The organism is Aquirufa sp. (genome assembly GCF_964796385.1).
In genome coordinates this window covers 1-9,142 of record NZ_CBAUBA010000055.1, presented here as the reverse complement: position 1 = coordinate 9,142, position 9,142 = coordinate 1, and the positions used below count along the sequence as shown (strand labels likewise).

The window sequence follows — 9,142 nt, the reverse complement described above, 5'->3', positions numbered from 1 at the left end:
TGGAGCCGATAGGACGGGTGTTCACCTCTTCCCATCTCGAACAGAGAAGTTAAGCCCCGCACCGCTGATGATACTGGGATCAAACCCGGGAAAGTAAGTAAGCTCCAAGTTATTTAAGAAAGACCTGCACCGAAAGTGTGGGTTTTTTTATGTCCCAAAGTCACTAGTCGCTAGTCACTAGTCGCTAGTCATCAGTCCGGAGTCCGAAGGGAATGAGTCCGAAGGAGAAGTGTAATGTGAGAGGTATGAGGTAAGAGGTAAGAGTTGAGATTTAGGATTTAAGAAGTAAGAGCACTATGTTCCCTTCGGACTAATTCCCTCCGGACTGACGACTAGCGACTGTCCACTGATTACTGACCACTGATTACTGACCACTAGCGACTAATGACTGACTTTTTTTTTCATCTTCTAAATTTGCCCGTTTATCTACTTGTTTAATTTGCAACAATGTTGCATATTTGCAAAATGTTTAACTTGTATCATCCTTTACAATTAAACTAAATTTACCCATGAAACACATTATTACATTTTTGGCTTTATTAGCTATTTCTACAAGCTGTTCAAAGGAAGAAGTTGAGCCAGAAGATGACAATGAATTAATTACTACCGTCAAATTGGAATTCAAGCCAGTAACTAAATCTTCACTTCCCACTAAATCATTTTTTTGGAAAGACACACAAGGTGATGGTGTCATGGATTCGGTAGATCCAATTGAGTTAGACAAAAATACCACATATGAAATGAAGGTATCATTACTTGATGAAACCAAGAAGCCAGCATTTGATATTTCTGAAGAGGTTGAGGAAGAAGGAGACGTACATTTGTTTGTATTTAAATCTAATCCACTAGGCTTATTGAGTGTCCAGATCAAAGATTTAGATAAAAAAGGAATGCCCATTGGTTTGCGTTCTGAAGTTAAATCGCAATTTGCTGCTGGAACTGGCAAGTTCAACGTAATTCTTAAACATCAGCCTCCTGTTAATGGTAAAGCCGTTAAAACTGGAAATGAAGAAGGTGGATCTACGGATGTAGATGTCACGTTTCCGGTAACTATTAAATAATTAGCAATATGTCTAAACAAAAGCCCGTCAAACAGTTTATGCCGCTCGAAAAGTTAGGATTATTCCTTTCTTTTGCGTGTGCCATACATTGTTTGGCGATGCCTTTTGTTCTTTTTTTTGCTCCCTATTTTATTGGGACCTACGCTTTCGGTCCTGTCGTGGAGTGGGTCTTAGTGGCAAGTAGTTTTGCGTTGGCAGCCTATTTGCTTATTGCCGACTACCTCTTGCATCGAAATGTTTGGCCATTGGTCTTTTTAGGTATCGGATTGTTTATTAAGTTAATTGATATTTTTGTAGGCCAACAATCTGATGAATGGATTTTTGGTGCATTATTAGGCGTATCTGTCGCTTATGCGTATTGGATTAATTTCAAACACAAATCAGCCTGTACCTGTAAAATCAAATCCTAGCGCTTTATAACACGCAGGTTTTTGTATCTTTATGATGTTTTGCATCGTTTAAGATCTTTATTTAGTGAGTACATATCAATCTACTGTTTACGAACCGGTCATAGGGCTTGAAATTCATGCCCAGCTTCAAACAAATTCTAAAATATTTGCTAGCGATCGTGTATTGTTTGGACAAGAAGCAAATACCCTAATTTCACCAATTACCCTAGGTCACCCAGGAACACTTCCACACCTAAATAAAAAGGCAGTGGAATTTGCAATAAAAATGGGTATTGCCCTCGGTTGCGAAATAACCCGTTGGCAAAACTTCGATCGTAAAAATTATTTCTACCCCGATCTTCCCAAAGGATACCAAATTACCCAAGACAAAACACCCATCTGCATGGGTGGTTCCATTCAAGTACATTTAGCTGCTGGTCCAAAGCGTTTGCCTTTTCACCACATCCATTTAGAAGAGGATGCAGGTAAATCGCTACATGAAGGAGATAACCCTTTTAGTTTTATTGACTTCAACCGAGCAGGCACTCCGCTTATCGAAATGGTTACCGAGCCCGCTATTCATTCTGCCGAAGAAGCTTTTGCCATGATTTCAGAAGTGCGAAAATTGGTTCGCTACCTTGGAATCTGTGATGGTAATATGGAAGAAGGATCCTTGCGTGCAGACGTAAATATCTCCCTTCGTCCAATTGGTTCACAAACCTTAGGTACCAAGGTCGAAATCAAAAACATGAATTCGTTGCGTAATATTCAACGAGCAATTGAATATGAATGTCGCCGACAAGAAGCTGCGTTACTCGCTGGGGAAAAGTTGGTGCAAGAAACGCGGACTTTTGATGCGCATACAGGCAAAACAGCTAGCATGCGTGTTAAAGAAACCATGAATGACTACCGCTATTTTCCGGAACCAGATTTGGCGCCTTTGGAAATTTCAGATAAATGGATTGCCGATATAAAATCAAACATGCCCCTGTTACCTTGGGAGCAAGAATTACAATTGATTAATACCTACCACCTATCAGCCTACGATGCTCACTTCCTAGCCGAAACGCGTGAAATGGCTTTGTATTTTGTTGAAACGACTAAAAATACGAAGGCGTATAAATCGGTGGCCAACTGGCTTATGGGACCCGTTAAATCTCACTTAAATGATTCAGGGAAAACAATTGAGCAATTTGAGTTGGCTCCAGCGACATTGGCTGAATTAATTGAGCTAATTGAAAAGGGAACCATAACACATAATTTGGCAGCCCAACAATTGTTTCCGTTGTGCTTGCAATCACCTGCATTAGCACCAAGTGCCCTAGTGGAACAACAAGGTTGGATAGTGCAATCAAATGCGGATGAGCTTCCCGCCTTTGTTGAAGCGGCTTTAGCGGCTTATCCTGAAAAGGTCAACGAATATCGCCAAGGGAAGAAAGGCTTACTCGCACTGTTTATTGGGGAAGTCATGAAACGATCGAAAGGTACTGCGGATCCGAAACGTGTTAATCAGTTGGTTGCTGAAGCGCTAAATCAAAACTAATATGAAAAAGATACTTTTATTTCTCTTGTTTGTAGGTCCATGGGCAGCGTTTGCTCAAGATTTTGAAGTACGTGTTCAAGCAACTCAAGTAGTACCGTCGAAACGCATATTTCTAGAGTTTATTAATGGAAGAGGACAGGCTGTAAAAATAGACTCCATGCTTCCGAATGCTAAAAAAGAAGTTGTATTTAAAGGAAAAGTGTTGGATCAAGGTGGATTTTATTTGGTTAATTTCTTTGACATAGCTAATCCACAGAAGGTTCTTTTAATCTTGGAAGGGGGAGAGAAAATTAGTGTTCAAGCGGAAGGAATTAATACGCCAGAAAAGAGTGGGGCATTCAGTGTCCTAGGCAATACGCCTAACATTCAGTTTATGAATCAAATTCTTGAATTGTCATCAAATTTGCAGAAGCGCGTGGCCGTTTGGAATGCTGAATTTCAGAAAAATCCGAAAGATCAGGCACGCATTCAAGCAGCTTTTGAACAAGCACAGCAAGAGCAATTCACTCAAATCAAGTCATTAATCCCTCAGATGGGTACAAATTTGGTAGCCTTGTGGGCGACTAATTTTTTACCTGCAGAAACAGAATTAGCTACGTTAGAAGAAATTGGTGCTCGTTTTGCACAAGCCCGCCCCAATCATCCACAGGTAAAGCCATTTCTTGAAAATTTGATTCGATTAAAAGGCGCTGCAGAGGGGTCTGATGCCCCAGAAATTGCTCTAAATACCCCCGAAGGGGCTGTTTTGCCATTATCTTCTTTGCGCGGAAAATATGTATTGATTGATTTTTGGGCAAGTTGGTGTGGACCTTGTCGGCGCGAAAACCCCAATGTTATCAAAACATACGCCAAGTATAAGGATAAAGGTTTTGAAATTTATGGTGTGAGTTTGGATAAGGACCGACAAGCTTGGTTGAAGGCGATTGAAGTGGACCAACTAACTTGGAAACATGTCTCAGATTTGCAGTATTGGAATTCGGTGGCTGCTCAAGCGTATCAGGTTTCATCGATTCCGATGACCTTTTTATTGGACCCACAGGGTAAGATTATTGCCAAAGGCCTTCGTGGTGAGACACTGAATCAATATTTAGAAAATTTGTTTAGCGGAAAATAAATATGAAAGTAGCGATCATTGGCTGTGGAAATATGGGAATGGCATTTGCTAATTCCTTTATTCAATACAATTTGGTACAAAAGGCAGATTTGCTCTTAGTGGAGAAAAACCAAGAGCGGGGTGTACAGTTGCAAGAGCAGAAATCGGGTATTGTGGTTGACACAATTTCGAGTAAGATTTCGCAGGCTGATTTGATTATTTTATCGGTTAAGCCTCAAGATTATCTTGCTGTTTCGTTTGATTTGAAATCATACATCAAGAAGAGTCAAGTGGTATTATCGATCATGGCTGGAATTCCAATTGCGCAAATTCAGTCAAGCCTAGCGCATGATTTGGTGATTCGTGCTATGCCGAACACGCCGGCGCTTTTAGGTATGGGTATGACCGCTTTTGCTGCGGCGGAGCAGGTTGGCCTTGCGGATATTCGAAAAGTTGAAAATCTAATTAATTCTACGGGCCGTGCGGTGTTTTTGGAAGATGAAAAATTGCTAGATGCCGTTACTGGCTTGAGTGGTAGTGGACCAGCTTATTTTTTCTATTTAATTAAATCGATGATTGATGCCGGTGTGGCCATGGGTTTTGATCCGGCGATGTCTTCTTTATTAGTGAAGCAAACGATGTTAGGGTCATACCATTTGATGCAAACTAGTGATAAAACGTTAGATGAACTGATTCAAGCGGTGGCGTCCAAAGGAGGTACCACTGAAGCTGCATTACGTGTATTTCAGGAAAAGTTTGTGGGGGAAGGCCTTCAACAGGGTATTTACGCTGCGCGTGATCGTGCGGTTGAGTTAGCTAAATAAGCCTTCAAAAGACTCCATTGGCATCATTTGACTTATCTTTTCTCCATTAGGCGAGAAGTTGGGATTTGTGCTCGCGAATATCTGTTCAATGAGCGACCTAGTTTCCTCTTGATTTAGTGCACATTGTTGAAATCGAATGGCAGATCGATTGGCCATAGTTTGTGCAATTTTTTCACTTCGTTTGACACCTAAGTCAGTAGCTGCATGCTTAATTTGTTCCAAAATACCTTCTAGGATTGATTGGCCATCTTCATCGCCAATTTCGGTGGGCACACCTACAATATGTACTTGTCCATTTTCATTGCTTTCTAAACGGAAGCCCAAATCATTAATTTCTACACTTATTTCAGCCAAGAGTACCTGGTCGGCAGGGTTGATAGTCATCAGCTGTGGGAAGAGGACTTGTTGGGACGCCCCATTCTTTCGATTCAAATTCTCCATGAATTGATCGTACATAATCCGTTGGTAGGCACGTTTCTGGTCGATGACCAATGCGCCATTGGACATGCTAACAATTATATACTTATTCAATACTTGAATGTATTGCAGTTTACTGTTGATTTCAGCGCCGCGTTCCCAAGCATTTGCTTTGCTTTGAATCGTTGTGGAGTCATGGAATGAATTAATTCCACTTGCAAATAAATTGGCTTGTTTGGCTGGAGCTTGTTGTTCAAAGGCGTCAATATTGTTTTGAAGCCCTTCATATAGTTTTTTCCAGGCATCGTGCGCTTCTTTTGGTTTATGGGATTCGGTATAAGCAGATTGAGGTTCTTGCCCTCGACTATCAGTTCGAATGGGGCTGTTGAAATTCACATTGTTTTCGAAGTCTAATGAGGGAATTAGGTTGTGGATTGATAGTGTTTTTCGAACGGCTGCTTGAATGATTGCATAAATTGATCGTTCGTCGTCGAATTTAATCTCCGTTTTTGTTGGGTGTACATTGATGTCAATGTGCTGGGGATCGATACTTAGAAACAACACATAGAAGGGGAAAGCTCCATCCGGCAATAAGCGTTCGTAAGCGCTCATGACGGCGTGATTCAGATATGAATTCTTGATGAATCGATCGTTTACGAAGAAGAATTGTTCTCCACGTGTTTTTTTCGCATGTTCGGGTTTTCCTACGTAGCCTTTTATGGATACATAATTGGTATTTTCTTCGCAGGATGCAAGTTGTTCGCGGTAGCTTTTACCGAAAAGGTCAACAATCCGTTTCCCTAGTTTTTCGGCAGGCAGTGCATAGGTTTCTTGTTCGTTTTGGATGAATGAAAAGGAAACTTCGGGGTGAGCTAGGGCGATTCGTTGGAATTCGTCTAATATATGTCGGATTTCAACGGGGTTAGATTTTAGAAAATTGCGTCGTGCTGGAATGTTGTAAAACAAGTTTTTGACGGCAATGGATGTTCCTATTGGGGATTGAATGTTTTCTTGTGCTTTGAAGACTGAACCATCAATTTTGATGTGGGTGCCGAGTTCGTCGCTGGGGCGTCGGGTTTTAAGTTCGACTTGCGATACAGAAGCGATGGATGCCATGGCTTCGCCACGGAACCCCATGGTTTTAATGCGGAATAGGTCTTCTGCTTTTCTGATTTTGGATGTAGCGTGGCGTTCGAAACACATGCGTGCATCGGTTTCTGACATGCCAGAACCGTTATCGATGACTTGTACGATACCTTTTCCGGCATCCTTAATGATGAGTTGGATTTGGGTTGCTCCGGCGTCTATGGAGTTTTCCATGAGTTCTTTGGCGACAGAAGCGGGTCTTTGCACGACTTCTCCGGCCGCAATCTGATTTGCTATGGCATCTGGAAGGAGTCGGATTAAATCATGCATGGATAAAAGGGCAATTACAGTTCAAATAAAGCAAAAAAAAGGGAATGTTGCCATTCCCTTTTTTTATAAATCAAGTAATTGATTACTTAACTTCAACTTCAGCTCCAGCCTCTTCTAAAGATTTTTTCAAACCTTCAGCTTCGTCTTTAGAAACGCCTTCTTTAACTGCTTTTGGAGCAGCGTCAACTACGTCTTTAGCTTCTTTCAAACCTAAGCCAGTTAAGTCTTTCACTAATTTAACGATAGCTAATTTGTTAGGACCACAAGCCTTTAAGATAACATCAAAAGATGTTTTCTCAGCAGCAGCGTCTCCACCGTCAGCGCCACCAGCTGCAGGACCTGCAACCATAACAGCACCAGCAGCAGCTGGTTCGATACCGTACTCATCCTTAAGGATAGTAGCTAATTCATTTACTTCTTTTACAGTTAAATTCACTAATTGCTCAGCGAATGCTTTTAAATCTGCCATTTTTTTGAATTTTTAATTGTTACGAATTAATTATGTGTTGGAGCTACGCTCCGGTAAAACGTTTTAAAATTATTCAGGACGCTCAGACAATGTCTTCACTAGACCAGCTAATTTTTTCTCACCGCTAAGTAATGCTGAAATAACATTTTTAGCAGGCGATTGTAATAAACCAATCACTTCGCCAATCATCTCGTTTTTCGATTTGATGTTTTCTAAGGCTATTAATTGGTCTTCACCAATATACAAGCCGCCTTCGATTGAAGCTCCTTTGAATGTAATTTTACCCTTTCCTGCTGCTTTTTTGAAATCTTTGATCAATTTAGCTGGAACTTTAGCATCTTCTGGTGAGAAGATAATTCCAGACATTCCTGTCAAGACTTCAGCGTCGAAAGGTGTGTAATCGGTCCCTGTCTTAGCTAAGGCTTTCGCAATTAATGTGTTTTTGAAGATTTTATATTCTAAACCCTTCGCGAAACACATACGACGAAATTCTGTCGCTTCAGCTACAGTTAAACCGGCTGTACTTGCAATGTAGAAGTACGGAGTTGTTGCGAACTTTTCGCCCAACTCATCAATAATCTGATTTTTTTCTTCTCTTGTCATGATTACAATCCGGCTACAGTTCCCTTATCGATGATAATGCCCGGAGACATCGTCGAAGATAAGTTGATCGATTTTACATAAGTTCCTTTTGCAGAAGATGGCTTTAGTTTAATCAACGTGTTGATTACTTCTAAGGCGTTATCTACAATTTTATCAGCTCCGAAGGACACCTTACCGATTGAGGTATGGATGATACCGGTTTTGTCAACTTTAAAGTCGATTTTACCTGCTTTTACTTCGTTAACTGCTTTTCCTACTTCCAAAGTTACAGTACCTGACTTTGGATTAGGCATCAGACCGCGAGGTCCTAACACACGTCCCAAACGGCCTAATTTCGCCATCACGGTAGGCATTGTAATGATTACGTCGATATCGGTCCAGCCGCTCTCGATTTTTGCAATGTAATCATCCAATCCAACGTGATCTGCGCCGGCTGCTTTTGCTTCCTCTACTTTATCTGGAGAACACAATACGAGTACACGTACGTCTTTACCAGTTCCATGAGGTAGGGCAACCACACCACGAACCATTTGGTCCGCTTTGCGGGGGTCTACTCCTAAGCGAACATCAATATCCACTGAGGCATCGAATTTAGTATAAGAAATTTCTTTCAAAATCTCCGCAGCTTTTTCAAGCGAATACGCTTGCGTTGCATCGTATTTAGAAAGGGCTTCCTTTATTTTCTTCGTAAGTTTTGCCATTACCTTTTAATTAAAATGTTTATTTCTGACGATTAAATCAGAACGGTTTATCACCAGAAACAGTAATACCCATTGATCTGGCCGTTCCAGCAATCATACTCATTGCTGCTTCGACTGTAAAACAGTTTAAATCTGGCATCTTCGTTTCCGCGATAACGCGCACTTGATCCCAAGTTACAGAACCTACTTTTTTCAAATTAGGTTGAGCTGAACCAGATTTTACCTTTGCAGCTTCCAATAACAAAATTGGCGCTGGAGGTGTTTTTACAACGAATTCAAACGATTTGTCCGCGAAATAAGTAATTAGGACCGGCAATACTACGCCGTTTTTATCTTGAGTTCTCGCATTGAATTGCTTACAGAACTCCATGATATTTAATCCTTTCGAACCTAATGCAGGACCGATGGGTGGTGAAGGATTGGCTTGGCCACCTTTGCATTGAAGCTTTACGTAGCCAGCTATTTCTTTTGCCATGTTAAAACATCGTTTATTTAGTGAATTTAGAGGTTTATCTGCCAATAAGGGTGGAAGCTTCCTTATCTGATTCCCCTCCGGGTGACCTTTCCGCGTAACAATGACGTTCCGGCCCAATCCCCTCTTGAAATTTTCAAAACAGAGATTGCCG

The 9,142-nt window shown here is 41.1% G+C and carries 10 protein-coding genes and 1 rRNA gene; 6 read left to right on the top strand and 5 right to left on the bottom strand.

Annotation, left to right across the window (positions count from 1 at the left end):
- The 6 genes from rrf to proC form a co-directional block, all read left to right on the top strand.
- Positions 1-110: ribosomal RNA gene (rrf, locus tag AC1W6K_RS11535) — 5S ribosomal RNA — on the top strand; the annotation flags it as partial.
- 399 nt (positions 111-509) lie between these two features.
- The gene (locus tag AC1W6K_RS11530; RefSeq protein WP_481947598.1) at positions 510-1,061 is read left to right on the top strand and encodes a hypothetical protein; all 552 of its coding nucleotides are present in this window, start codon (positions 510-512) and stop codon (positions 1,059-1,061) included.
- Positions 1,062-1,069: 8 nt separating this feature from the next.
- On the top strand, positions 1,070-1,471 hold the full coding sequence (locus tag AC1W6K_RS11525; protein ID WP_481721171.1) for a MerC domain-containing protein: 402 nt from the start codon (positions 1,070-1,072) through the stop codon (positions 1,469-1,471).
- Positions 1,472-1,535: 64 nt separating this feature from the next.
- Entirely contained in the window at positions 1,536-2,993 is a 1,458-nt protein-coding gene (gene gatB / locus AC1W6K_RS11520) for an Asp-tRNA(Asn)/Glu-tRNA(Gln) amidotransferase subunit GatB (RefSeq protein ID WP_481947597.1), read from the top strand.
- A gap of 1 nt (position 2,994) precedes the next feature.
- Positions 2,995-4,107: a TlpA family protein disulfide reductase gene (locus tag AC1W6K_RS11515; RefSeq protein ID WP_481721174.1), complete on the top strand. Its 1,113-nt coding sequence runs from the start codon at positions 2,995-2,997 to the stop codon at positions 4,105-4,107.
- 2 nt (positions 4,108-4,109) lie between these two features.
- The gene (gene proC, locus AC1W6K_RS11510) at positions 4,110-4,910 is read left to right on the top strand and encodes a pyrroline-5-carboxylate reductase (protein ID WP_481721176.1); all 801 of its coding nucleotides are present in this window, start codon (positions 4,110-4,112) and stop codon (positions 4,908-4,910) included.
- On the opposite strand, the gene mutL is transcribed toward proC, so the two are convergent.
- From mutL to rplK, 5 genes are all read right to left on the bottom strand, one after another.
- Complete coding sequence (mutL, locus tag AC1W6K_RS11505) at positions 4,899-6,743, bottom strand: DNA mismatch repair endonuclease MutL (RefSeq protein ID WP_481947596.1); 1,845 nt, start codon at positions 6,741-6,743, stop codon at positions 4,899-4,901. The two genes, proC and mutL, sit on opposite strands and share 12 nt — an antisense overlap.
- An 82-nt stretch (positions 6,744-6,825) precedes the next feature.
- Positions 6,826-7,212 carry a 50S ribosomal protein L7/L12 gene (gene rplL, locus AC1W6K_RS11500; protein WP_481721180.1) on the bottom strand — a complete coding sequence of 129 codons (387 nt, stop codon included), beginning with the start codon at positions 7,210-7,212 and terminating at the stop codon, positions 6,826-6,828.
- 69 nt (positions 7,213-7,281) lie between these two features.
- Complete coding sequence (rplJ, locus tag AC1W6K_RS11495) at positions 7,282-7,815, bottom strand: 50S ribosomal protein L10 (RefSeq protein WP_481947595.1); 534 nt, start codon at positions 7,813-7,815, stop codon at positions 7,282-7,284.
- A 2-nt stretch (positions 7,816-7,817) separates the two neighbouring features.
- Positions 7,818-8,516 carry a 50S ribosomal protein L1 gene (rplA, locus tag AC1W6K_RS11490; RefSeq protein WP_377983850.1) on the bottom strand — a complete coding sequence of 233 codons (699 nt, stop codon included), beginning with the start codon at positions 8,514-8,516 and terminating at the stop codon, positions 7,818-7,820.
- A gap of 37 nt (positions 8,517-8,553) precedes the next feature.
- A complete protein-coding gene (rplK, locus tag AC1W6K_RS11485; RefSeq protein WP_377983849.1) occupies positions 8,554-8,991 on the bottom strand; it encodes a 50S ribosomal protein L11 in 438 nt (145 codons plus the stop codon).
- Positions 8,992-9,142: the final 151 nt, after the last annotated feature.